The sequence below is a fragment of the Bacillus aerius genome, assembly GCF_029894105.1.
Classification (GTDB): domain Bacteria; phylum Bacillota; class Bacilli; order Bacillales; family Bacillaceae; genus Bacillus; species Bacillus altitudinis.
Genome location: NZ_JARYHO010000001.1, coordinates 1,402,610 through 1,426,950 on the forward strand (window position 1 = coordinate 1,402,610; position 24,341 = coordinate 1,426,950).

Below are 24,341 nucleotides of genomic sequence, written 5' to 3' on the forward strand. Positions count from 1 at the left end.
TGTAATGTTGACAGAACAAGGGTTTAACATAATCTAGGAGGCGAAAAACAGTGGCATTTGAATTTAAACTTCCGGACATCGGAGAAGGTATCCACGAAGGTGAGATCGTTAAGTGGTTTGTAAAACCAAACGACGAAATCAATGAAGATGACGTTTTAGCAGAGGTACAAAATGATAAAGCAGTTGTAGAAATTCCTTCACCTGTTAAAGGAAAAGTATTAGAATTAAAAGTTGAAGAGGGAACAGTTGCAACTGTAGGACAAACAATCATTACGTTTGATGCACCTGGTTACGAAAATCTTCAATTTAAAGGCAGCGAAGAAGAAGGCGAAGCGAAAACTGAAGCTCAAGTACAAGGTACTGCTGAAGCTGGTAACGAGCCTGAAAAGAAAGAAGTTGCTCAAGAAGAAGCGGCAGCAGCAACTGGTGCTGGCGCACAAGAGCAAGTAGATGCTGATCCTAACAAACGCGTTATTGCTATGCCATCTGTACGTAAATATGCGCGTGAAAAAGGCGTTGAAATTTACAAAGTTGCAGGTACTGGTAAAAATGGCCGCGTGCTAAAAGAAGATATCGACAGCTTCCTTAATGGCGGTTCTGCAGCAACTCAAGAAGCAGCACCTCAAGCAGCTGAAAGTGCGAAAGAAGAAGCGGCTCCAAAAGCGGCAGTAGCTCCAGTTCTAGAAGGAGAATTCCCAGAAACTCGCGAGAAAATGAGCGGAATCCGCAAAGCGATCGCGAAAGCAATGGTGAACTCTAAGCACACAGCTCCACACGTAACATTAATGGATGAAGTTGATGTAACAAACCTTGTTGCACATCGTAAACAATTCAAACAAGTTGCAGCTGATCAAGGAATCAAGTTAACTTACTTGCCTTACGTTGTAAAAGCTCTAACTTCTGCTTTGAAAAAGTACCCAGTACTTAACACTTCTATCGATGATAAAACAGATGAAGTTGTTCAAAAGCATTACTACAACATCGGAATTGCAGCTGATACTGAAAAAGGCTTGCTTGTTCCAGTTGTGAAAAATGCAGATCGCAAAGCGATTTTCGAAGTATCTAACGAAATCAACGAGCTTGCAACAAAAGCACGTGATGGTAAATTGGCTCCAGCTGAAATGAAGGGTGCATCTTGCACAATCACAAACATCGGTTCTGCTGGTGGACAATGGTTTACTCCAGTCATCAACCACCCAGAAGTAGCGATCCTTGGTATTGGCCGTATCGCTGAAAAAGCGGTTGTTCGTGATGGCGAAATCGTTGCAGCTCCAGTCTTAGCTCTTTCCCTAAGCTTTGACCACCGTATGATTGATGGAGCTACTGCGCAAAATGCCCTTAACCACATCAAGCGTTTATTGAATGATCCACAATTAATTTTAATGGAGGCGTAAATTCATGGTAGTAGGAGATTTCCCAATCGAAACAGATACTCTTGTCATCGGTGCAGGTCCTGGTGGATATGTAGCTGCTATTCGTGCTGCACAGCTAGGACAAAAAGTAACAATCGTTGAAAAAGGAACACTTGGCGGCGTATGTCTAAACGTCGGCTGTATCCCTTCAAAAGCATTGATCAATGCTGGACATCGTTTCGAGAATGCAAAGCATTCTGAAGACATGGGTATCAAAGCTGAAAACGTAACAGTTGATTTCACAAAAGTTCAAGAGTGGAAAGCTTCTGTTGTCAACAAATTAACAGGTGGAGTTCAAGGTCTTCTAAAAGGAAATAAAGTAGACATCGTCAAAGGTGAAGCTTATTTCGTAGACAGCAACTCTGTACGTGTCATGGATGAAAATTCAGCGCAGACTTATACATTTAAAAATGCAATTCTTGCAACTGGATCTCGTCCAATCGAATTGCCTACATTTAAATACACAGACCGCGTGATTAACTCAACTGGTGCTTTAGCGCTTAAAGAAGTACCTAAAAAGTTAGTTGTCATCGGTGGTGGATACATCGGTACTGAGCTTGGTACTGCTTATGCGAACTTTGGAACAGAAGTTGTCATCCTTGAAGGTGGAGACGAAATCCTTCCAGGTTTTGAAAAGCAAATGAGCTCATTAGTGAAACGTAACCTGAAGAAAAAAGGAAACGTTGAAATTCACACAAACGCTCTTGCAAAAGGCGTTGAAGAAAAATCTGACGGTGTCACTGTTACTTTCGAAGTAAAAGGTGAAGAAAAAACTGTCGATGCTGACTACGTACTTGTGACTGTTGGTCGTCGTCCAAACACAGATGAGCTTGGTCTTGAGCAAGTTGGTGTTGAACTGACAGACCGCGGAGTTGTCAAAACTGACAAACAATGCCGTACAAGCGTTTCAAACATCTATGCAATTGGTGACATCGTTGATGGACCACCACTTGCACACAAAGCTTCTTACGAAGGTAAAATTGCTGCTGAAGCAATCGCTGGAGAGCCAGCTGAAATTGATTACCTTGGTATTCCTGCTGTTGTATTCTCTGAGCCAGAACTTGCAACTGTTGGATATACTGAAGCAGAAGCAAAAGAAGAAGGAATCGACATCGTTGCAGCGAAATTCCCATTCGCAGCGAACGGACGTGCACTTTCTCTTGATGCAACTGATGGCTTCATGAAAATGATCACTCGTAAAGAGGATGGTCTAGTTATCGGTGCACAAATCGCAGGTGTTGGTGCTTCTGATATGATTTCAGAGCTTAGCCTTGCAATTGAAGCTGGTGTGACAGCTGAAGATATCGCAATGACAATTCACGCTCACCCAACTTTAGGTGAAATCACAATGGAAACGGCTGAAGTAGCAATCGGAAGCCCAATCCATATCGTAAAATAATGAACGTTGAAACCCTCTCCACACGGAGAGGGTTTTTTTATGTATGTGAAACCTCGCTGAAAACGAAAAACCCTCATGAGCTGAGGGCTTTTTTCATATGGATATATAAGTGCAAAGTCGAATCGTTAATTTGTATTCACTCGATCTAATGCTTGGCATATGGGTGATAAGATATCCTCTTTACTTCGGACATTACCTTCCACCTTCACAATGACCTTTTCATTATTGACAAGTAAAATAGCCGGCAGTTCGTCTACTTCATTTTTCCAGCCTTTACGATCTTCTTTGACAATCATCTTGGACATTTCCTTCGGATATTCATTTTTTAAATCGAGCACTGCGTCATAATAAGGACTTTCTTTATCAAGATTTTCTGCATCAGTAAAAAAGAGAATTCTCGGCTTTTGAATATGACTGACCTGGTCTGTCTGATTCGGTATGATATACGCAAATGAGCATGAACTAAGTACAAAGAGCATAGGGAATATAATGAGAAGGGTCCTCATAAAATTCAATCTATTCACCTCAAAATCCTTTGGGGTTGTACCAACATTTTTAGGAGCCAGTTCCCTGTTAGTCACTCTAGTGTATCACGTCCTTTTTGACAATTTTCGATTGTTACTCAATTGTTACAGAATTGATATGAAGCAAAATACATTTGAAACGTTTCCTCAATATGATGAGAAAAAAGCATATTTTTATAAAAAATGATTAAATGTGTCATACAATTAACCGTTGACAACTTAAATGTGACATCATATTATAGAGATATGAAATAGATTAAACGCTTTCAAACTTTGAGTAAAGAAAAGGGGAATGTACAAGTGGGTACAATTATTTGTCAAGATTGCAATGAAACCATTGATCAATTTGAAAATGAAAAAGTGACAACACTTTATGGAACATGTGGTCACTGTCATTGCTGTGATGAAGCCTCTGAATAAATAAAAAAGCATGCAGCTCCAATTGGGGCTGCATGTTTCTTTTTTATAAAATGGCTTTTTGTTCTTTAATGACACGAATCATATCTAGTGTGGAATCTTCAGGTCCTTGAACAGGAAGACCGATTTCGATATTTTTAAAGATATAGGAGATATTTTCTTCTGTGATGATTTCTCCTGGTATAAAAATAGGAATACCAGGCGGATAAACCATGACAAATTCTGCAATGATCCGGCCAGCCGCTTCTTTAAATGGAATGACTTCCGTTGTTGCGTAAAAAGCGTCACGCGGCGTCATCGCAAGCGAAGGGATCTCAGGCAGTAACACTTCTGTCACGGCTTGTTTTCCGCCTTGACGTGCAGAGGTGGCCGCAATTTCCTTCATAGCCGTTACAAGCGTATCAATCGTCTCATCACAATCACCAGGCGTCACGATACATAAAATATTGTATAGGTCAGAGAGCTCTACTTCAATTCGGTAGCTTTCTCTTAGCCATTTCTCCACATCATGGCCATTGAGTCCAAGGTCTTTAATGGAGATGATTAATTTTGTTGGGTCATAATCGTAAGTAGAAGGTGAACCGAGAATTTCTTGACCAATACAAGTAATACCTTCAATTTCGTTTAAACGAGTTCTTGCTGATTCAGCTAATCGAATGGCTTCATCTGCAAGTGCCTTTCCTTCAGTCGCTAATCGCTTTCTAGCGACATCCAGGGAGGCTAAAAGCAAATAAGAAGTAGACGTAGTTGTCAGCATGCTTAAAATAGATTGTACTCGATCCTTTGAAACAAGCCCTTCTTTTATATTTAAAATCGAGCTTTGGGTGAGAGAGCCACCAAGTTTATGCACACTTGTTGCTGCCATATCAGCTCCCGCCTGCATCGCAGACAGTGGAAGCTCATCGTGAAAATGAATATGCACACCATGTGCCTCATCTACAAGAACAGGTACGTCATATGAATGAGCAATCTCTACAATGGTTTTTAAATCAGCTGAAATGCCAAAATACGTTGGGTTAATCACAAGTAGCCCTTTCGCATCTGGATGTTTAGTCAGCGCTCTTTTAGCTGACTCTGGCGTGATGCCATGAGAGATGCCAAGCTCTTTGTCAATTTCCGGGTGAATAAAAACAGGTACTGCACCAGAAAATACAATTGCAGACATAATCGACTTATGGACATTACGTGGAACAATAATTTTGTCTCCAGGGCCACAGACGGTCATCACCATTGTCATGATCGCGCCGCTTGTTCCTTGTATAGAGAAAAACGTATGGTCGGCACCAAATGCTTCTGCTGCAAGCTCCTGTGCTTCTTTGATCATTCCTCGAGGCGAATGTAAATCATCAAGAGGTTCTATATTAATAAGGTCAATGCTTAATGCATTGTCTCCAATGAATGCTCTAAATTCAGGATCCATTCCGGCCCCTTTTTTATGGCCTGGAATGTGAAATTGGACTGGATTGGTTGAAGCGTGTTTTTTTAGTCCAGTGTATAAGGGTGTATCATGTTGCGACAATTGCTTTCCCACCTTCATCGAAATACCTGCTATTATTATCCCAATAACAGCAGATTTCATTGCATAAAACAAAAGAATTATATTATGAACTGATCGGAATGTAAAGCATAAAATCAATCGGATTCTGATCAAACAGATGCTATAATAAAAGTTCAAATAAGAAATGTGGATTAAAGTGAGGGACAAGTAAATGGAATATCAATATCCAATGGATGTCGACTGGACAACTGAAGAAAAGATGGCGGTCATTTCATTTTTTCAAGCCGTTGAAAAAGCCTATGAAACAGGAATTGCGAAACAAGCGTTACTAGAGGCTTATAAACGATTTAAAGAAGTTGTACCATCAAAAGCAGAAGAAAAGACGCATTGTGCGGCGTTTGAAAAGGGAAGTGGGTATTCCCCTTATCGCACAGTAAAAAGTGCAAGAGAGGCTGAAGAAGCAGCTATGATACGGATGTAAAAAACGAGCCAATATAGGCTCGTTTCAGCGTGTAGACAAACCCTCGCATTCGTTGTCAGTCCTGCGCGCTGGTGCTCACGAATGACAAATTCGCTCCGCGCAAGTAGCTGTCCTTCCTAGACTGCAAAGGTTTTCTATCACGCTGAAAAGAAGACAAAGGGCTAAAATAAAGTTCATTTTAGCCCTTTGTCAACAATCTGAAACGAGCCAACATAGGCTCGTTTTTTTATACAGATTCTTTTTGTGTAAAGCGGTATAGATAAGTTACTGTGCGGAAGGCATCTTCAATTTTTGATAAGAATTCTTCATTATTCATTTGAACAACTTCTTCTCTAGGAAGCTGGATGCCGCAAAGGAGTTCGGCCTTTTTGACTGTTTGAACACGTTCAAATAGTGTTCTCAGCTGTTCAGCATCAAGTTCGCTGTGGCGGAGGACGTCCGGTTTCATATGATCCTTAGACCAAACAAAGTCTTGCGGTATTTTCTTTTGGATCGTGTCCAGCTCTTTTTCGAATAGTTGCCCATATTCACCTTTCACTGGAGATTCATAAATGAGCGCAAACCATACAAATACATGAGTTTTCCAAAGCCCAATTTGAAAATGAGGGAGCTTTTTATACCCACGCTTACTGTTAGCGAAAGCCACCCAAGTGTCATTTGGCGGGTTGACTGATCTTCTTGCATGTTTTGCCACGTGGACAAACATTTCGTCACCTGTAATAGAAGAAAGAAGCGGTGCAAAATGTTCACCAAGTGCTTCAAGCTTTGGACGGACTCTCTCTTTTAATACGGTCATACGTTCATCTAAACCGTCTACTGTGAATGTTTCAAAATCTTCATCTCTAAAACGCATTTCACTCATGTTATGCCTCCTGTATCTTTTCGCTGATCATATTTTATCATAGCTTGGGTCAAGCTCAAAAAAAGATGCACTTTAAAGAGAAAGATAGCAGGGATCTTGGTTCGGCGTTTAAAAACTTCGATTTTGTGGTACATAACAAATAGGTAAAAACACAATTTTCAGAATGTCGTTGCGGTTATGCGATCGCTTCATACGATATAAGCAAGAACCATTTCTCTTATCGATTGTATTTTTTATCAATGAAAACTGACAAGGAATGAATCATTCTCTGGAAGGGGCGTTGACCAGTGAAGCAAATCGTGAAGCATGGGTATAGACAAGAGAAGAAGAATCGCATCGCTGTGTGGAGATTAGAGGTTGATTATGAGCTTTCTACGCTTCATGAAGCCATCGAGCAAAAAGATGATATCCAGGTAGAACGCAGCAAACGAAAGCTTGAGCGCCTAAGAAAAGAATGGGAGCAGCTTCAAGGGTAAAACAAGGTGAGGTAAAAACGAACCAATTCATCGGTTCGTTTTTGTATGAAGCTGCTTTTTTCTTGCTTTTACGTACATAATATCAGTATGCTAATACAAATAGGTACTACATAGAAAAGAGGTTTACAGTCCGATGACAAACTGGGTGGAAATTGACCGACTTGCAAAGCTTTGGGTAAAAGAAGCGGGTAGCCGCATTAAAGAATCCATGCAGGAAGGTCTATCAATTGAAACAAAATCAAATCCAAATGATCTTGTCACAAACATCGATAAAGAAACAGAACGTTTCTTCATTGAAAAGATTCAGTCGACATTTTCAGATCATCACATTTTAGGAGAAGAGGGCCAAGGGGAAGAAGTGACCTCTCTTGACGGGATAGTATGGATCATTGATCCAATTGATGGCACCATGAACTTTGTCCATCAAAAACGAAATTTTGCCATTTCAATTGGGATATTTGAACATGGTGTGGGGAAAATCGGCCTTATTTATGACGTCATCCATGACGAGCTCTATCATGCAGTCAAAGGAGAAGGGGCGTATATGAACGATACCTTACTCCCGCCTTTAAAAGATGTCGCCATTGAAAAAGCCATTGTCGGCATTAACCCAACATGGGCGATTGAAAGCCCCCATTTTGACGCTAAACCGTTTGCTCGTCTCGTACGCGATGTGAGAGGAACACGAACGATTGGGTCAGCTGCACTTGAACTAGCTTATATTGCAAGCGGAAGAAGCGACGCATATGTCACGTTAAGGCTAGCGCCTTGGGATTATGCGGCTGGATGTGTGTTACTTGATGAAGTAGGCGCTGTTTACTCGAATATTCACGGAGAACGCTTGACGTTTCTAGAGAAAAATAGCATTGTTGCTGGAAATCGATCCGTCTGTGAAAAAATCTTGCATGATTACATAAAGGGAAGCGGAAATAAAAAATAAACAACATCACTTCATGAGAATGAAGTGATTTTTTGTATTTGATGAAACTTTTTGACAAGTCAAATGTCTATACGAACGAGGCCTTAATTTGAAGTAAAGGATTGTGTAGCGATGTTTGATTTGTTTAGTGATTTATCCCTCCATTTTGAAAGGTTTTTTATTTTAAATGAGTACAGTATCCACATGATTCAATGGTGTGTGCTTGGACTATTTGTCCTTTTCATTGCACTTCCCATATGGAAAGAAAAGAAGAGTAGTTATGTATTTTATGCTGGAATCGTATTAAGAGTAGTTCTGCTAGGGAGTATGACACTTGAGATGATTCACCAAGTGCTAGCTAGACAGTATACGATCGAAACATTTGAAGTGCTGACAGAGTTCATGCAATTTCTCATCTATGGTTATGTCTTGCTTGCATCACTTTTCTATGTGATTTCTCTTCCTTATTTAAAAAATAGGGGCATGTTTTTTGCGTTTGATTTATCTGTGTTACTTCTGCCTTTATGTCAAACGGTATTTATTGTGTTAGTTGAAAGCAAAAAGTTCTTTCTCAGCGGTGATACGGAGCTGGTATGGAGAAATTTGATGACCATTGTGCTTATGATTGGCTTTGCCGCTTTGGTACTTTACCTATTCTTTCGTTTGTTTTGGCATCAGAAGTGGAAAGAATTGCTGTTTTTCTATGGCCTGATTTTCGCTGCGCTGCTGTATATTTTTTATCCTTCTATCTCGAAGTATGAGCTGCAATCTTCGTTTAAATCCATTGTGATTTTAGTAGCGGCCGCAGGAAGCTTTATGACATTACATTTGTTATGTGCGTTACTACAAAACAAGGTGAAGTTGAGAAAGTGGGGTGCTTGGGGAATTGTCGTCTTTTTTATGCTAATGCTAAACCCGGTCCTAAATCTCCCACATATCATGTTTCAATTCACCAAAACGGAACTGACAGATACTTTTTCAGAAGAATATCGCCCTTTATCTGAAGCAAGTGCAAAAGCATTCGCTTCAAAGTTTGTACCGGCGGACACTTCATTATATTCAACGACTATTAAACAGCCGATCTCTGATAACTACGTGTTTGCAGCCGATCAATATGAAGTGAATGTTTCTGCGTTTACAGGTGAATTAAACAGCTATTTTTATCATGGTCGCGCAAAGGGTCAGCATTTGACCGATAAAGAATATAGGGAAAAAACCATTGAATTTTTTGAAAGAAGCGGCCGATCCGTTGATCTAGACCGCATTCATGTAGTGGTTGAAAAAGAAGACGGGGAGACAAGCGTTCTTCTTTTGCCAAAAATGTCTCAGAATAAAGATGAGAGCTTAGCGTTTGCCACCTGGAAAAAAGAGACGCTTCGACAAGCGCAATATGGGAACGCCATCTTTCAATTGAAGGATGTAGATGGGATCAATTTAACAAACAAAGAAATGAAAACGAAAATTAATCGTATTTATAAAAAGTTAAATTTACAGCCCCCAGCTTACCAGATCACAGACGTTGATGCTTTTTATTTTGAATGGCAGCATGAAGTGGCGGTAAAGACAGCCGATCAATCTGAATTTCTGTTTAATGGTTCAACGAAAGAATTGCTGAAAATACAGCTATCAAAAGCGATTCTTCAACAGAAAAAAGGAAATATCAGTGACGAAGATTTGTTGGAATTGATAGGGGAACAGTCAAAAGACGTGAAGATAGAAACAGGAACTCGTGAACACAAACAATATACTTTTCACGGATCATCAAATTTACTTCATGTGACGAGAGATGCCGATGGAATTGCGTTGAATTGGCAATCAAACTCTTCTTTACCGCATACGGTATCGAATCAAGAACGTGATGAAGTCTATCAGCAAGTTCTCAAAAAGTATGAACCTTATGCCATCTATAAAAAACAAATCAAGCCGGTGAGAATGATCGACAAAGAGGGGAAAATGCGCATTTCGTGGTTTGTGATCATTCAAACCTTCGGATCGAATGAGCGGAAAATATATGAAGTAAATGGACGAACAAAAGAGGTGCAACGTTTTGACAGATAAAGAAAAACAAGCCATCTTTCAAGACTTATATGAATTGTATCAGGAAGGGGAGCTTGGAGAAGAGGCTTCTAACTGGATGAAGACGCATGAAAAGCAGTTTCAGCATTCTGTTAAGGGAAACGAGTTTGCTCCTGTCCACACTGAGGATCAGAGCGATTATCACGAATTAAAACGCATGAAGTGGTTTATTTCTTCGTTATACTTCTTTTTTATCGTTTTATCAATTTGGATGACTGTGTGGTTTTATTTTTGATGTCTAGACCGACCAATCAAATTGAAAAAATATATGAAGAATATTTTCAGGAAATCACCAAATATTTATATCGCAGAACGGGAAATGTCGAAACAGCCAAGGATCTTGCGCAGGATGTATTTATCAAGGCACTGCATGGATTATCCTCTTTTAAAGGACATTCAAGCATTAAAACATGGCTTTACACCATTGCTTATCATACATTTGTCAACGACTATCGCCGAAAAGTAAAACGAACTTTTACGGATGTAGAAAAAGCTGACTTTTTAGAGCAGCAGATATTCATGACACCTGAAGAGCATTTAGAAACTCAAGCTGATATTCAAAGGCTGTGGAGCCATATCAATCAATTGAAGGATTCTTACCGAGAAGTCCTCATTTTAAGAGATATTCAGGAATTATCGTATGAAGAAGTAGCGGAAATTTTGAATTGGACTTTATCTAAAGTAAAGACAACCCTTCATCGAGCAAGATTAGAGCTGAAACGAAAGCTACATTGTGAGGAGTTCAACAAATGAACTGTTATTTGATTGAAGAACTATTACCACTTTATATAGAAGGGGACACGAGTGAAGAAACAAATCAATTAGTGAATGAGCACTTACGTTCATGCAAAAAATGCCTTCATCTATATGAAGAAATGAAAGAACCAGTCTCTATTGCAAAGTCAACAGATTTCATACCGTTCATAGATGAAAAAGAAGAAAAAAGAAAGTTTGAAAAGCGCTACTATGGAAAACTGTTATTACGGGCAAGTATCGTTTTTAGTATCGTCTATCTCATCATGCTCTTGATCTATTGGATATAAGAAAGAACCCCCATCTGGATGAACCGGATGGGGGTTTTTGAGCTTAGTTCAATTTTTCTTTAGCAATTTGAACTGCATCATAGAATGTTTTTAATTGCTCTTGAGGAATTTTCTTAAGCAATTGGTTGAAAACAAGTAATTCAGTAGAGCTGAATCCAAGACCTTTAGCGATTTTAGAATCAATTACAACGTTTCCTTTTTTGTCTAGAATAAGTGCATCACCAGCAAGATCAGCAATTCTGATCACTGATTTGAAAAGCTTTTCGAATTTAGTTGCTTCTTCTTTAGTAAGACCAAGTTCAACAGCTTTCGCTGCATCAAAAACCAATTTCCCTTTTTCGTTTTTAGAGATGCTTTCACTGAAAACGATTGTAAGAACAGCTGCGCGATCTAAGAATTTCTCAGCAGTCGCCGCTTCTTCTTCAGTCAAACCGAGCTCAACAGCTTTTTTCACATCAAATGTGTAGTTGTTGTCTTCCTCAACAAATGAATTGATGAGAATGTTGATGACACGCTCGTTTTTCTCCAATAAATCTTTAATAATTTGTTGCTGCTCAAAAGGAATCCCTTTGAAAGTTGCAGCGCTTGCTTGCCCAGGAGCTACTGTTGTGAAAGTAAAAATGATAGCTAAAGCGAAAAATACAACAGAGCTGAGCGATTTGCTCAAAAACTTCTTCATGCTTCTTTTCTCTCCCTTTTCTGTTAAATTTGTTGCAAGAACAGCATACCATGAGAAACTTTGTGGAAGAATAGGAAAAATGTAACTTTGTGTTTGATTTTGGAGAACTATAAAAGTTCTTGTCGAAAAATGGAGGAGTTCAGATTGCTTAGATTTGCCAACACTATATGAAATTTTTAGTTGAATCATTAGTGTTACATAGGTGGTTGGTCTTGTTTTTACCCAAAATAAAAGCCTTCTACATGTAAAATGTAAAAGGCTTTTCATAAATTTTATGATTGTACGTTTAATTTTCGTTTTAATGTAAATCCTGTACCCATGAAAATCATGGCGAACACAATACTTAGACAAATACCCAGCACGTTTTTTTCTGCAAGAGTTACCCCAATAAACGCCATACTGACAACCGCAAGTAATGCACATAATAATAGAAGCCATTTGATTTGTTTCATTTGTCTCCATCCCTTTTTTTAGAGTTAATATAAGTTTACAGAAAAACGATCGGCATTTAAAGGGGATTGTGATATAATATGAAAGTTATCTAATTATTTTAGGAGATGAAAATGTGAAACTTCGAAAAGACCTTCGCAACATCGCAATTATTGCCCACGTTGACCATGGTAAAACGACGCTTGTTGACCAATTGCTCCATCAAGCTGGTACTTTCCGTGCGAATGAAAATATCGCTGAGAGAGCCATGGATTCAAATGATTTAGAGCGAGAGCGCGGTATTACGATCTTAGCTAAAAATACTGCGATCCATTATAAAGATACACGCATTAATATTTTAGATACACCAGGACACGCCGATTTCGGTGGTGAAGTTGAGCGTATCATGAAAATGGTAGATGGTGTACTTCTCGTTGTGGATGCATATGAAGGTTGTATGCCTCAAACACGATTCGTGCTAAAAAAAGCACTTGAGCAAAACTTAACACCAATTGTTGTTGTCAATAAAATTGACCGTGACTTTGCTCGTCCAGCTGAAGTAGTCGATGAAGTCATTGACTTGTTCATTGAATTGGATGCAACAGAAGAACAGCTTGAATTCCCAGTTGTATATGCATCAGCAATCAATGGTACAGCAAGTAACGATGCTAGTAAGCAAGATGAAAACATGGAATCGTTGTTTGAAGCGATTGTCAACCATATCCCATGCCCAGTCGACAACCATGAAGAGCCGCTTCAATTCCAAGTGGCGCTACTTGATTACAATGATTATGTTGGAAGAATTGGAATTGGCCGTGTATTTAGAGGAACGATGCAAGTAGGACAGCAAGTTGCTCTAATGAAAGTGGATGGCAGTGTAAAACAATTCCGCGTGACGAAGATTTTTGGTTTCCAAGGGTTAAAACGAGTGGAAATCAATGAAGCGAAAGCTGGAGATCTTGTCGCAGTATCTGGTATGGAAGACATCAACGTAGGAGAAACAGTCTGCCCGGTAGAACACCAAGAGGCATTGCCGATCCTTCGTATTGATGAGCCGACACTTCAAATGACATTTGTTGTGAATAACAGCCCATTTGCAGGACGTGAAGGAAAGTACGTGACATCACGTAAAATTGAAGAGCGTTTAGAACAGCAGCTTCAAACAGACGTAAGTCTTCGTGTAGATCCAACGGATTCACCTGATGCTTGGGTCGTATCAGGACGCGGTGAGCTTCACTTATCCATTCTGATTGAGAATATGAGACGTGAAGGATTTGAACTGCAAGTATCGAAGCCAGAAGTTATTGTAAAAGAAGTTGACGGTGTTCGATGTGAGCCTGTTGAGCGCGTTCAAATTGATGTACCTGAAGAGCACACTGGCTCTATCATGGAATCAATGGGCGCAAGAAAAGGTGAAATGATTGACATGATCAATAATGGTAACGGTCAAGTTCGCCTGATCTTTACAGTGCCATCACGTGGTTTAATCGGATATACAACTGAATTTCTTTCATTAACTCGTGGTTTTGGTATTTTGAACCATACGTTTGACAGCTACCAGCCGATGCAGTCTGGTCAAGTTGGCGGACGCCGTCAAGGTGTACTTGTTTCAATGGAAACAGGTAAAGCAACTGCTTACGGAATCCAAGGCGTTGAAGAGCGCGGTGTGATTTTCGTTGAGCCGGGTGTTGAAGTATACCAAGGAATGATTGTTGGTGAGCATAACCGTGAAAACGATCTTGTTGTCAACGTGAGCCGTATGAAACAACAAACAAACGTACGTTCAGCGACGAAAGATCAAACGGTGAGCATGAAAAAACCACGTATTATGTCACTTGAGGAATCTCTTGAGTACTTGAATGAAGACGAATACTGTGAGGTTACACCGGAATCGATCCGTTTAAGAAAGAAAATTTTAGATAAAAACGAACGTGAGAAAGCAGCGAAGAAGAAAAAGCTAGCAGGATTATCGTAATTCCATGAAGAATTAAAAAGATAGAACCCTGAAAGATAAGGGGAGGGAATCTTTTTGAATGATCAGGAAGTAAGTGAGAATCTATCCTTTTTCGCGATGCTGTTTCGTGTCGATGAAAATCCGCAAACAGGGATGTGGCTCTTATATGGCACCATCCTTGTTTTAGCGATTATTGTTTTTAAACTCGGCTTTGCTAGACGTTTACCGATTTTAAAAGCACTTGTCATTTATTTGTTTTTGATTTTTGGTTGCACGTTTCTCACATTTCTAGGTATCTTCTTGCCAGTCGCAGAAGGCCTGGTTGTGGCAGCTGTCATTTTGATTATTTATAAAATACGGCTGCATCGTGCGAAAAAAGAAGGAACAGTAAGTACGTAAAAAAGACCTGAACTTGTGTCAGGTCTTTTTTATGTCTTCTGTTCTTTTTTTCCTTTTTTCTTCTTTTTCTCTTTCGTCGCAGGATCTTGATAAAGAGAGAATCTGCCAGTTTTGATGCGTGCCTCTGTCTTTACTTTAATTCTTTCTTGGCATTCATCGCACATATATGTATGAATCGGTCGATTTCTTAACCGCTTAGCAACAAGTGTATCATCATTAATGGTTTCAAGCTTTTCACATAATGAGCACTTCACTCTCATCATTTTCACCTCACTTTGGTCATGCCTTCATTATAGCATGTTTTTTTAACCACTTAAAATCAGTATAAAAAAGGCTTATATCACAAGAGATATAAGCCGCAGCGTGTAGACAAACCCTCGCATTCGGTGTCAGTCCTGCGCTTCGGTGCTCACGAATGTCAAATTCGCTCCGCGCCGATGCTCGTCCTTCCTAGGGCTGCAAAGGTTTTCTATCACGCTGAAAAGAAGACAAAGAGCCAAAATAAAGTTCATTTTAGCCCTTTGTCAACAATCTGATGCTTATATCACAAGAGATATAAGCCGTTCTCATTATTTCTTCTGATTCATATGATGGTTTGATTGATCATTTTGGTTTTTTTCTAATTGCTTTTGATCTTGTTGTTTGAGCTGATGGTTCGGATCATTTGTCGGATCTATTTCGTTACGGTCGATTTCATTTCGAGGCATTTCTGGCATAACACGGCCCACAATGGCTGCTAATTCGTCCATAATTCCGCTTACTGGCCTGCCTGCTTGTATTTCTTTGCCCATTTCCTTTAAACGGCTCACTGTATCAGGGTCAGCGACGACAACAGCATTCGCACCTTCTGGGTCATTTTTCAGTGCTTTGGCGACTGAATATTTAATGGTTTCAACTTTGCTTCTATCTAAATCATCTTTTACATCAATGCCGACGACAGCATACTTGCCGATGACGATCGCTGTTGCGTCATTTACATCTGCTACATGCTCAGTCACATTCACTAGGTGCTTTGCCACATCTGTTGATGGGCTGGCTTTGTCAGTGTTTTTCTTGGATGAGTCTGATACTCTTACTAAATGCTTGTTTCCGTCTTGATGTTCTTGTGCCAAAGGCTTCTCTTGATGTTGGCAAGCGCCTAATAAAAGAATGGTTTGAACCATGAATAACGTCAAAAATAGTCGCATGTGTATTCCCTCCTTCACAAACTGCATGATTTATTTTATTGTTGAATTAATCTTCTAACTTTATTCATGAAAACATATATTTTAACAATCGTTTTTGGAAAGACAAGGATGAATGAAACCCCGATCAGGAGGCGAAGGACCTGAGTAAAATTTATGTATTAGACACAAATGTGTTATTACAGGATCCGAATTCAATCTTTTCATTTGAAGACAACGAGGTCGTGATTCCGGCCGTAGTGTTAGAAGAAGTTGACTCGAAAAAAAGATATATGGACGAGGTTGGGCAAAATGCACGACGTGTCTCACGTTTAATCGACGGGTTGAGATCGAAAGGGAAACTGCATGAAAAAATTACGCTGGAGTCAAAAGGAACACTGCGTATTGAGCTGAATCATCGCTCTTTCCATGAACTTCAAGAAATTTTCATCGAAAAAACAAACGATAACCGAATTTTGGCTGTTGCGAAGAATTTGAGCCTAGAGGAAGAAACAAAACCGGATGGCCGGCCTGTTATTTTGGTCAGCAAAGATGTCCTAGTGCGAGTAAAGGCGGATGCCATTGGTCTGCAAGCAGAGGATTTCTTAAGCGATCGAGTGCTACAAAATGAAGACATTGATAACGGCTATCACGAGCTCTATATTCCGACTGAGCAGCTGAATACATTTTATAAGCAAAATCAGTTACCGATAAAAGACGTCACCCAGGCGCCATTAAACCCTCATCAATTTATCATTATGAAGGGAAATGAAGGTGGTTCTGCTTTGGGGATGCTTGATCAAAAAGCAGAGCATGTGAAACGGCTTATTTATGACCAAGAACATATCTGGGGAATTCGCCCAAAAAATGTCCAGCAAACGATGGCGCTTGAGTTACTTTTACGCCGCGATATTCCGCTTGTGACACTTATCGGAAAAGCGGGAACAGGAAAGACACTGCTTGCACTTGCTGCTGGATTAATGCAGACAGAGGACCTTGGCATGTTTAAAAAGCTCATCGTGGCCCGCTCTATTGTTCCTGTCGGTAAGGATTTAGGGTATTTGCCAGGCGAAAAAGAAGAGAAGCTCAGACCGTGGATGCAGCCGATCTATGACAACCTAGAATTTTTATTTAACACAAAAAAACCTGGTGAACTCGATGCGATACTAGCGGGCATCGGTTCAATTCAAGTGGAAGCTTTAACGTATATTCGCGGGAGAAGTATCCCAGATCAATTTATCATTATCGATGAGGCGCAAAATTTAACAAAACACGAAGTAAAAACATTATTAACGCGGGTTGGTGAGGGAAGTAAAATTGTGCTCATGGGAGACCCAGAGCAGATTGATCACCCTTATTTAGACAGCTTAAATAATGGGCTCACATATGTCATTGAGCGTTTCAAAGGGCAGCAAATATCTGGACATGTCAAGCTTGTCAAAGGAGAAAGGTCTGGACTTGCACAGCTTGCAGCTGATTTATTATAGTCCAGACCCGTCATCTTATGTAATGATTAACTCTTTGACGCCTTTAATCGGCTGAGTGATGTTGGACTGATCCTCGAAATAGACGTGGATTGGTCCTTCTTCTGTTATAGGCTTTCCATTTTGGCTGAAATGGGCAATGCTATCCATCGCCTTAGAGAGCGGAACAGCAATTGTTTCTGTTTCTGTGACAAATTCACACGTCTCCGCTTGTTCGAGCGGTTCTGCATTTTTTATCATGTCGCCAAGTTTCATCCCGAAGCTGCCTGTGACAAGTCTTTCTTTTTCGTACTTTTTCTCTGTTTTTAATGTGGGTGGAAGTGTTTGACCTTCTCTTATGACCCGCTCTTGATCGAGTTCCTGATCTAGCTGCTGCTCTTCGTTTGCTGCACTTTTCTCAAAAAATGAATCCATTAAAAATTTACGGTCATCAAAAATCCATACACTCGGATCAATGGTGATCTTGTATTGTACGTTCCCCTTGATTTGAATAATACTCATGTTTAAGACAACCCCTTTCCAACATAAATTATAGAAGTTTTCGCCCGCTTTGTCACTTTCATAAACATGCACCTCCTTGTACACACTACGATTAGACGAAAAATAGGGAGGATTTTGGGCATGGCATGTCGTGACAATGAAGAGCTTCAGCGATTTGTAGAAGAGGCAAAAAAGGTGGCCAAAAATGGAAAGGTAGCATCCTATATTCCGGCACTCGGTAAAGCGGATCAATCGGATTTATCTGTCGCTGTTTATCATGTGAGTAATACGTGCCACTCAGCAGGGGATGTTGATAAACGATTCACCCTGCAAAGTATTTCAAAAGTATTAGCACTGGCGCTCGTGCTCTCAGAAGAAGGACCGAAAAAAGTGTTTCAATATGTTGGACAAGAACCGACTGGCGACCCGTTTAATTCGATGATTAAACTAGAGACAGCAAGCCCCAATAAGCCGCTTAACCCAATGATTAATGCAGGAGCGCTTGCCGTTACAAGTTTAATAAGAGGGGCAACGCCGCAAGATCAGCTGAACCGGCTGCTTGGTTTTATTAGAGAGCTTGCCAATGACACCACCATTACATATTGCAAAGAAACCGCTGCATCCGAATTTGAAACATCAATGATTAACCGCGCAATGTGCTATTATATGAAGCAATATCATATCATTAAAGGGAATGTAGAAGAGGTGATGGATGTCTATACGAAGCAGTGCGCCGTCATGATGAATAGCCTGGATTTGGCGAAGATCGCGTGTGTTTTTTCATTAGATGGCAGGCATCCAGAGACAGGAAAGCAAATCCTTTCGAAAGATGTTGCTAGAATTTGTAAAACGTTTATGGTCACATGCGGTATGTACAATGCGAGCGGGGAATTTGCAATCAATATCGGAATCCCTGCTAAAAGTGGTGTTTCAGGCGGAATTATGGGGGCGGCGCCATACGACTTTGGGATAGGTATATTCGGTCCTGCTTTGGATGAAAAAGGGAATAGTATTGCGGGTATTAAGCTGCTTGAGCTCATGAGTGAAAAATATGAGATGAGTATCTTTTAATGACGAATGGCTTCTTTTTATTTTTACAGAGCGAACTGTACAAATCTGCTTGCAATTTTGGGCGTTTCGCTTTATGATAAATAGAAGAATTAGGTACTCGCCTGGGGAACGGAGGGATACTTTTGGCGTCAGAAATTTTAGTCGATCATCGGCAAAAAGCACTGGCTTTATTAAAATTGGATGCAGATAAAATTTTAAAATTGATCCAAGTGCAAATGGACAACTTAACGATGCCGCAATGTCCTCTTTATGAAGAGGTTTTAGATACTCAAATGTTCGGATTATCGAGAGAAATTGATTTCGCTGTCCGGCTTGGATTAGTTGATCAACATGAAGGCAAAAAACTACTCGATAAACTTGAGAGAGAACTATCCGCACTTCATGATGCGTTCACAAAAAAATAATGATTGAAAACTCAAACTTCCACAACATAAGTTTGAGTTTTTTTGTCCGCCTTTTTATTTGATGCCAAACGGACTTGATTGTCTCATGAAAGACGAACAATATAAAGAGGTAAAACGGGATCAAACGGAGAAAATGTAGTAGAATAAGAACAGCTAAGAGAAGAGAATATCAAGCAGTAGAAATAGACGTTAGGAAGAGGATTATATGTTAAAGAGAATGCTAAAATCGTATGACTACTCATTATTGTTCGCCATTATATTAATTAGCGCATTCGGCTTGGTGATGGTGTATAGCTCAAGTATGATTACATCTGTGATCAGATATGATGCTGCGCCAGATAATTTTTTCAAGAAACAGCTTTTATTTATGATTGTCGGGGCGGTCATCTTGATGTTTACAGCCCTCATTCCGTATCAGCTGCTCTTAAATAAAAGATTCCAAATTGTGATGCTTTTACTATCTGTGTGTTCACTTATCTATGTATACTTTTTCGGTCATATTGCAGGGAATGCAAGAAGCTGGATCGAGGTAGGCCCATTAAGGCTTCAGCCAGCGGAATTCGTGAAGATCGTTGTCATCATTTATCTTGCTGCTGTCTATGCAAAGAAGCAGCATTATATTGACCATGTTTTAAGAGGGGTTACACCTCCAATTGTAGTTGTCTCCATCCTATGCGGATTTATTATTTTACAGCCAGACTATGGGACAGCTTTTATCATTGGTATGATTGCCCTTGCGATGATTTTATGCTCAGGGTTTAGCGGCAAAACGCTGGCCAAGCTGCTCGCTTTATTTAGTGCGGTGATGGTTGTTGTGACACCGTTTATTATTCTTTTTTGGGATAAAATTTTCACGCAGAATCGTCTTGGACGTTTTGAGAGTTTCCAAGATCCATTTAAAGACGCAGGCGCTTCTGGGCATCAATTGATTAATTCATATTATGCGATTGGATCAGGCGGCTTTTTTGGGCTTGGTCTTGGAGAGAGTGTACAAAAGTATGGATACCTTCCAGAACCGCATACAGATTTTATCATGGCAATTATCTCGGAAGAGCTTGGTTTTTTCGGTGTATTTTTTGTCCTTGCTCTCCTTGGCTTTATTGTTGTGAAAGGTTTTTACATTGCGAGAAAGTGTGAAGATCCGTTTGGAAGTTTGCTTGCAATAGGAATTTCTTCAATGATTGCCATCCAAACGTGTATTAATTTGGGTGGTGTTTCAGGTCTCATTCCGATCACTGGGGTCACACTTCCGTTTATCAGCTACGGGGGATCCTCTATCATTTTACTGAGTGGATGTATGGGAATATTGCTGAATATCAGCATGTTCACTGAATATAAAGAGCGTTATAAAAAGAAAAAATCAATCAGCAAACCATCGATTCAAAAAAATGGATTGCAGAAAACTTTGAATCTTTAGAAAACAAAAGTGTACAGTTTTCATTTCTTCCTTTATTATAGAGTACATATAAAATTTTAAGGGATATGGAGGAGTGAGAATGTCACAGAGAACAATTCAAAAGGTTCTAGTTGCAAACAGAGGGGAAATCGCTATCAGAGTCTTTAGGGCCTGTACGGAGCTCAACTTACGTACAGTGGCCATTTACTCCAAAGAAGACTCGGGCTCTTATCATCGCTATAAAGCCGATGAAGCATATCTAGTTGGAGAAGGGAAAAAGCCGATTGATGCCTACCTTGATATCGAGGGGATCATCGAAATTGCAAAACGAAATGACGTGGATGCGATTCATCCAGGATACGGATTTTTATCTGAAAACATTCATTTTGCAAGACGATGCGAAGAGGAAGGCATCCAATTCATCGGCCCAACTTCTCAACATTTAGATATGTTTGGAGATAAAGTAAAAGCGAGAGATGAAGCGAAAAAAGCTGGGATTCCAGTCATTCCAGGAAGTGACGGGCCAGTTGATTCGGTCAAAGAAGTCGAAAAATTCGGTGAAGAATACGGTTACCCGTTTATTATTAAAGCTTCACTTGGAGGCGGCGGCCGAGGTATGCGGATTGTCAGATCAAAAGAGGAGCTGAACGAAGCCTATGACCGTGCAAAGTCAGAGGCGAAAGCGGCTTTTGGAAATGACGAAGTATATGTTGAAAAGCTGATTGAAAATCCGAAACATATTGAAGTGCAGGTGATTGGAGACAATCACGGCAATATCATTCATTTATACGAGCGTGACTGCTCTGTTCAAAGGCGTCATCAAAAAGTCATTGAGGTTGCGCCAAGTGTGTCTCTTTCTAATCAATTACGTGAAGATATCTGTGAAGCGGCTGTTCAGCTGGCCCATAATGTATCGTATATCAATGCAGGGACTGTAGAATTCCTAGTGGCAAATGGCGAGTTTTATTTTATTGAAGTCAATCCTAGGGTCCAGGTGGAACACACGATCACAGAAATGATCACAGGTGTCGATATCGTCCAAACCCAAATTCTTGTCGCAAAAGGACATGACCTTCACAGCAAAGAAGTCGGGATACCAAAACAAGAAGATATCTTTACACATGGATTTGCCATTCAATCAAGGGTCACAACAGAAGATCCTTTGAATGATTTTATGCCAGATACAGGAAAAATCATGGCTTACCGTTCAGGCGGTGGTTTTGGTGTACGTCTTGATACAGGGAACAGCTTCCAAGGTGCGGTGATTACACCTTATTACGATTCACTGTTGGTCAAGCTGTCAACTTGGGCACTTACATTTGATCAAGCTGCGGCTAAAATGGTCCGAAATTTACAAGAATTCAGGATTCGCGGCATTAAAACAAATATCCCGTTTCTTGAAAACGTCGCAAAGCACGAGAAGTTTCTAAGAGGGGAATATGATACATCGTTTATTGATTCAACACCTGAGCTATTTAACTTCCCTAAGCAAAAAGACCGCGGAACGAAAATGCTTACTTATATTGGTAACGTTACCATTAATGGGTTCCCTGGTATTTCGGAAAATAAGAAGCCTCATTTTGATCAACCAAATGTGCCGAAACTTGCTGTCCATGAAACGATTCCTTCTGGAACAAAACAATTGTTAGACAAGCATGGACCTGAGGGGCTCGCCAATTGGGTGAAAGAGCAAAGCGGTGTACTCTTAACGGATACAACCTTTAGAGACGCACATCAATCCCTGCTTGCAACACGCTTTAGAACACACGACTTAAAGAAAGTTGCGCAGCCAACAGCAGGCTTATGGCCAGAGTTATTCAGTATGGAAATGTGGGGCGGTGCTACATTTGATGTGGCATATCGTTTCTTGAAAGAAGATCCTTGGGAAAGATTGAAAGAGCTTCGTCAAGAAGTGCCAAACACTTTGTTCCAAATGCTATTAAGATCATCAAACGCTGTCGGATATACAAACTATGCGGATAATGTGATTAAAGCATTTGTAAAGGAATCGGCAGAGGCAGGCATTGACGTCTTCCGTATTTTCGACAGTTTAAACTGGGTCAAAGGTATGACGCTTGCCATTGATTCTGTTCGTGAATCCGGCAAAGTGGCAGAGGCAGCCATTTGTTATACAGGTGATATTCTTGATCCATCACGTCCGAAATATGATTTGAAATATTATGTCTCTCTTGCGAAGGAGCTTGAATCTGCAGGCGCTCATATTTTAGGCATTAAAGATATGGCGGGATTATTAAAACCGCAGGCGGCTTATGAACTTGTATCTGCTCTAAAAGACGAGCTCACGATTCCAATTCATCTTCATACACACGATACGAGTGGGAATGGACTCTTCACCTATGCAAGAGCGATTGATGCAGGTGTTGATATTGTTGATGTTGCTGTCAGCTCTATGGCGGGGCTCACATCACAGCCAAGTGCGAGCTCATTATATTATGCTTTAGACGGACATGAAAGAAAGCCAGAAATGAATGTTCAAGCGGTTGAACGTCTTTCTCAATATTGGGATTCCGTCAGAAAATATTACCATGAGTTTGAAAGCGGAATGAATTCACCGCATACAGAAATTTATGAGCATGAAATGCCTGGCGGTCAGTATAGTAACCTGCAGCAGCAGGCGAAAGGTGTCGGCCTTGGCGAACGCTGGAATGAAGTAAAAGAAATGTACAGACGTGTAAATGACATGTTTGGTGATATCGTGAAGGTAACACCGTCTTCTAAAGTGGTCGGAGATATGGCACTTTATATGGTGCAAAACGATCTGACAGAAGAGGATGTTTATGAAAAAGGAGCAACACTGGATTTCCCAGATTCGGTTGTTGAATTGTTTAAAGGGTATTTAGGGCAGCCTCATGGCGGATTCCCAGAAAAGCTGCAAAAGCTGATTTTAAAAGGGGAGGAGCCGCTTACTGTCAGACCGGGTGAGAAACTGAAGCCTGTGGACTTTGAAGAGATCAAAAAGCAGTTCAAAGAATCACATGATCTGACGTTGACAGAACAAGATGCCATTGCATATGCTTTATACCCGAAAGTCTTTTCTGAATTTGTTCAAACAGCAGAAAGCTATGGAGATATCTCTGTTCTTGACACACCTACTTTCTTCTACGGCATGAGACTTGGTGAAGAAATTGAGGTGGAAATTGAAAAAGGGAAAACCCTCATTGTCAAACTTGTGTCCATTGGAGAACCGAATCCGGACGCTACAAGAGTGCTTTACTTTGAACTGAATGGACAGCCCCGTGAAGTGGTCATTAAGGATGAAAGCATCAAATCCTCCGTTCAAGAAAAAATGAAGGCAGATCGCTCAAATCCAAATCACATTGCGGCATCAATGCCAGGCACTGTCATCAAAGTACTTGTTGAAAAAGGACAGAAAATTTCCCAAGGTGAGCATTTGATGATCAATGAAGCGATGAAAATGGAAACGACGGTACAAGCACCGTTCTCAGCAGTCGTGGATGAAATTCATGTCACGAATGGAGAAGGGATTCAAACTGGAGATCTGTTGATTGTCTTAAAGCCTGAATAATGAGTGAGACACATCCACTGCGATGTGTCTCAGCGTATAGACAAACCTTGCATTCTTTGTCAGTCCTGCGTGCTGGCGCTCACGAATGTCACATTCGCTCCGCTCCAGTACTCGTTCTTCCTAGACTTCAAGGGCTTTCTATCACGCTGAAAAGAAGACAAAGGGCTAAAATAAAGAGCATTTTAGCCCTTTGTCAACAATCCAAGACACATCCACTGCGATGTGTCT

General features: G+C 40.3%; 25 protein-coding genes. 17 read left to right on the top strand and 8 right to left on the bottom strand.

The genetic code is table 11. The annotated features are described in order from the left end of the window. The first annotated feature begins 50 nt into the window (after nucleotides 1-50). Both M2353_RS07235 and lpdA read left to right on the top strand, forming a co-directional pair. Complete coding sequence (locus M2353_RS07235) at nucleotides 51-1,394, top strand: dihydrolipoamide acetyltransferase family protein (RefSeq protein ID WP_284725193.1); 1,344 nt, start codon at nucleotides 51-53, stop codon at nucleotides 1,392-1,394. A 4-nt stretch (nucleotides 1,395-1,398) separates the two neighbouring features. Continuing rightward, a complete protein-coding gene (gene lpdA, locus M2353_RS07240; RefSeq protein WP_003211097.1) occupies nucleotides 1,399-2,811 on the top strand; it encodes a dihydrolipoyl dehydrogenase in 1,413 nt (470 codons plus the stop codon). A 125-nt stretch (nucleotides 2,812-2,936) separates the two neighbouring features. Here lpdA and M2353_RS07245 read toward each other — a convergent pair whose 3' ends face one another. Then, entirely contained in the window at nucleotides 2,937-3,317 is a 381-nt protein-coding gene (locus tag M2353_RS07245; protein WP_223255627.1) for a hypothetical protein, read from the bottom strand. A 318-nt stretch (nucleotides 3,318-3,635) separates the two neighbouring features. On the opposite strand from M2353_RS07245, the gene M2353_RS07250 reads away from it, so the two are divergent. After that, nucleotides 3,636-3,755, top strand: a complete 120-nt coding sequence (locus M2353_RS07250) for a GapA-binding peptide SR1P (RefSeq protein WP_003212464.1) — start codon at nucleotides 3,636-3,638, stop codon at nucleotides 3,753-3,755. A 43-nt stretch (nucleotides 3,756-3,798) separates the two neighbouring features. Here M2353_RS07250 and M2353_RS07255 read toward each other — a convergent pair whose 3' ends face one another. Continuing rightward, nucleotides 3,799-5,271 (bottom strand): aminotransferase class I/II-fold pyridoxal phosphate-dependent enzyme, encoded by a 1,473-nt coding sequence (locus tag M2353_RS07255; protein ID WP_017359394.1) that lies wholly within the window; start codon nucleotides 5,269-5,271, stop codon nucleotides 3,799-3,801. Between the two features lie 190 nt (nucleotides 5,272-5,461). Here M2353_RS07255 and M2353_RS07260 point away from each other — a divergent pair, with 190 nt between their 5' ends. Next, a complete protein-coding gene (locus M2353_RS07260) occupies nucleotides 5,462-5,731 on the top strand; it encodes a UPF0223 family protein (RefSeq protein WP_056704806.1) in 270 nt (89 codons plus the stop codon). A 226-nt stretch (nucleotides 5,732-5,957) separates the two neighbouring features. Here the strand turns inward: M2353_RS07260 and M2353_RS07265 are convergent, their stop codons facing one another. Then, complete coding sequence (locus tag M2353_RS07265; protein ID WP_008345087.1) at nucleotides 5,958-6,593, bottom strand: DUF1054 domain-containing protein; 636 nt, start codon at nucleotides 6,591-6,593, stop codon at nucleotides 5,958-5,960. 287 nt (nucleotides 6,594-6,880) lie between these two features. On the opposite strand from M2353_RS07265, the gene M2353_RS07270 reads away from it, so the two are divergent. The 6 genes from M2353_RS07270 to M2353_RS07295 all read left to right on the top strand — a co-directional run bounded on the left by M2353_RS07270 (nucleotide 6,881) and on the right by M2353_RS07295 (nucleotide 11,107). Next, nucleotides 6,881-7,069: a hypothetical protein gene (locus tag M2353_RS07270; protein WP_008345085.1), complete on the top strand. Its 189-nt coding sequence runs from the start codon at nucleotides 6,881-6,883 to the stop codon at nucleotides 7,067-7,069. A 133-nt stretch (nucleotides 7,070-7,202) separates the two neighbouring features. After that, nucleotides 7,203-8,009, top strand: coding sequence for an inositol monophosphatase family protein (locus M2353_RS07275; RefSeq protein ID WP_046343457.1), 807 nt, complete (start codon nucleotides 7,203-7,205; stop codon nucleotides 8,007-8,009). Nucleotides 8,010-8,120: 111 nt separating this feature from the next. Beyond that, nucleotides 8,121-10,046 carry a hypothetical protein gene (locus M2353_RS07280; protein WP_284725194.1) on the top strand — a complete coding sequence of 642 codons (1,926 nt, stop codon included), beginning with the start codon at nucleotides 8,121-8,123 and terminating at the stop codon, nucleotides 10,044-10,046. Then, on the top strand, nucleotides 10,036-10,299 hold the full coding sequence (locus tag M2353_RS07285) for a hypothetical protein (protein ID WP_058337388.1): 264 nt from the start codon (nucleotides 10,036-10,038) through the stop codon (nucleotides 10,297-10,299). Before M2353_RS07280 ends, M2353_RS07285 begins: the two co-directional genes overlap by 11 nt. Further along, the gene (locus tag M2353_RS07290; RefSeq protein ID WP_025207276.1) at nucleotides 10,299-10,817 is read left to right on the top strand and encodes a sigma-70 family RNA polymerase sigma factor; all 519 of its coding nucleotides are present in this window, start codon (nucleotides 10,299-10,301) and stop codon (nucleotides 10,815-10,817) included. The genes M2353_RS07285 and M2353_RS07290 overlap by 1 nt, the downstream gene beginning before the upstream one ends. After that, nucleotides 10,814-11,107 carry an anti-sigma factor family protein gene (locus M2353_RS07295; protein ID WP_025207277.1) on the top strand — a complete coding sequence of 98 codons (294 nt, stop codon included), beginning with the start codon at nucleotides 10,814-10,816 and terminating at the stop codon, nucleotides 11,105-11,107. The genes M2353_RS07290 and M2353_RS07295 overlap by 4 nt, the downstream gene beginning before the upstream one ends. Before the next feature lie 43 nt (nucleotides 11,108-11,150). Here the strand turns inward: M2353_RS07295 and M2353_RS07300 are convergent, their stop codons facing one another. Next, on the bottom strand, nucleotides 11,151-11,975 hold the full coding sequence (locus M2353_RS07300) for a hypothetical protein (RefSeq protein WP_284725195.1): 825 nt from the start codon (nucleotides 11,973-11,975) through the stop codon (nucleotides 11,151-11,153). A gap of 83 nt (nucleotides 11,976-12,058) precedes the next feature. Then, nucleotides 12,059-12,238: a DUF5325 family protein gene (locus M2353_RS07305; protein ID WP_003211596.1), complete on the bottom strand. Its 180-nt coding sequence runs from the start codon at nucleotides 12,236-12,238 to the stop codon at nucleotides 12,059-12,061. A 113-nt stretch (nucleotides 12,239-12,351) separates the two neighbouring features. On the opposite strand from M2353_RS07305, the gene typA reads away from it, so the two are divergent. Both typA and M2353_RS07315 read left to right on the top strand, forming a co-directional pair. Further along, nucleotides 12,352-14,190 carry a translational GTPase TypA gene (gene typA, locus M2353_RS07310; RefSeq protein WP_012009833.1) on the top strand — a complete coding sequence of 613 codons (1,839 nt, stop codon included), beginning with the start codon at nucleotides 12,352-12,354 and terminating at the stop codon, nucleotides 14,188-14,190. 96 nt (nucleotides 14,191-14,286) lie between these two features. After that, entirely contained in the window at nucleotides 14,287-14,568 is a 282-nt protein-coding gene (locus M2353_RS07315; RefSeq protein WP_045034298.1) for a YlaH-like family protein, read from the top strand. 29 nt (nucleotides 14,569-14,597) lie between these two features. On the opposite strand, the gene M2353_RS07320 is transcribed toward M2353_RS07315, so the two are convergent. Further along, nucleotides 14,598-14,828 carry a YlaI family protein gene (locus M2353_RS07320; protein WP_058337385.1) on the bottom strand — a complete coding sequence of 77 codons (231 nt, stop codon included), beginning with the start codon at nucleotides 14,826-14,828 and terminating at the stop codon, nucleotides 14,598-14,600. A gap of 309 nt (nucleotides 14,829-15,137) precedes the next feature. Beyond that, nucleotides 15,138-15,755, bottom strand: coding sequence for a YhcN/YlaJ family sporulation lipoprotein (locus M2353_RS07325; protein WP_284725196.1), 618 nt, complete (start codon nucleotides 15,753-15,755; stop codon nucleotides 15,138-15,140). A 140-nt stretch (nucleotides 15,756-15,895) separates the two neighbouring features. On the opposite strand from M2353_RS07325, the gene M2353_RS07330 reads away from it, so the two are divergent. Beyond that, on the top strand, nucleotides 15,896-17,218 hold the full coding sequence (locus M2353_RS07330) for a PhoH family protein (RefSeq protein ID WP_039168623.1): 1,323 nt from the start codon (nucleotides 15,896-15,898) through the stop codon (nucleotides 17,216-17,218). Between the two features lie 15 nt (nucleotides 17,219-17,233). Here the strand turns inward: M2353_RS07330 and M2353_RS07335 are convergent, their stop codons facing one another. Beyond that, complete coding sequence (locus M2353_RS07335; protein ID WP_008345056.1) at nucleotides 17,234-17,716, bottom strand: hypothetical protein; 483 nt, start codon at nucleotides 17,714-17,716, stop codon at nucleotides 17,234-17,236. Nucleotides 17,717-17,836: 120 nt separating this feature from the next. On the opposite strand from M2353_RS07335, the gene glsA reads away from it, so the two are divergent. The 4 genes from glsA (at nucleotide 17,837) to pyc (ending at nucleotide 24,113) form a co-directional block, all read left to right on the top strand. Then, nucleotides 17,837-18,766 carry a glutaminase A gene (gene glsA, locus M2353_RS07340; RefSeq protein ID WP_019743436.1) on the top strand — a complete coding sequence of 310 codons (930 nt, stop codon included), beginning with the start codon at nucleotides 17,837-17,839 and terminating at the stop codon, nucleotides 18,764-18,766. 122 nt (nucleotides 18,767-18,888) lie between these two features. Continuing rightward, nucleotides 18,889-19,170 (top strand): Fpa/YlaN family protein, encoded by a 282-nt coding sequence (locus tag M2353_RS07345; protein WP_003212509.1) that lies wholly within the window; start codon nucleotides 18,889-18,891, stop codon nucleotides 19,168-19,170. Between the two features lie 205 nt (nucleotides 19,171-19,375). Then, complete coding sequence (ftsW, locus tag M2353_RS07350; RefSeq protein WP_284725197.1) at nucleotides 19,376-20,587, top strand: putative lipid II flippase FtsW; 1,212 nt, start codon at nucleotides 19,376-19,378, stop codon at nucleotides 20,585-20,587. Nucleotides 20,588-20,666: 79 nt separating this feature from the next. After that, nucleotides 20,667-24,113: a pyruvate carboxylase gene (pyc, locus tag M2353_RS07355; protein ID WP_284725198.1), complete on the top strand. Its 3,447-nt coding sequence runs from the start codon at nucleotides 20,667-20,669 to the stop codon at nucleotides 24,111-24,113. Nucleotides 24,114-24,341 lie beyond the last annotated feature (228 nt).